Origin of the sequence: Algoriphagus lacus, from assembly GCF_003583985.1 — a bacterium.
GTDB lineage: Bacteria > Bacteroidota > Bacteroidia > Cytophagales > Cyclobacteriaceae > Algoriphagus > Algoriphagus lacus.
This window is the reverse complement of the sequence record NZ_QXML01000043.1, coordinates 1-542: the sequence shown is the minus strand read 5'-3', so window position 1 is coordinate 542 and position 542 is coordinate 1. Positions and strand designations below refer to the sequence as shown.

Below are 542 nucleotides of genomic sequence, written 5' to 3'. Positions count from 1 at the left end.
AACCGTGGAGGACAAGCTTGCTCCGGTTCCTTCACAAACTCAATTGCCGGTGATCACAGCAGTTTGCAGTCTTGACACGCTGACTCCGCCAACGGCCACAGACAACTGCCAAGGAACCCTGGTTGCGACTACCGCCACGGTTCTGCCGATTAGCGAAAGCACCGTTGTGACCTGGATATTTACAGATTCAAACGGAAACCAGACGGAACAGACCCAGGAGGTTAGGATTGTAGATGAAACAGCTCCGGAAATCACGGAAGTACCGGAGGATTTTGAGGTGATTCTTTACAGTGACATGCCTTACGTGATGCCTGACTTTACACAAATTGCCGCAGCATCGGACAATTGTAAGCTGGTCAGCTTTACCCAAACCCCTTTGCCGGGTACGGTTTACTCCCAGCCGGGAGAAGTGGTGGTTACGTTGACGGCAGGAGACAGTTTTGATAATGAGACGAAGGTCAGCTTCACCATCACGCTGAGCAACCGACTGATTATTGGGCTGGAAAATCCGGAGATGATCACTGTTCCATGGAATACTCCTC

The 542-nt window shown here is 50.9% G+C and carries 1 pseudogene; it reads left to right on the top strand.

The annotated features are described in order from the left end of the window. A pseudogene (locus tag D0X99_RS20485) lies at positions 1–542 on the top strand (hypothetical protein); the annotation flags it as partial.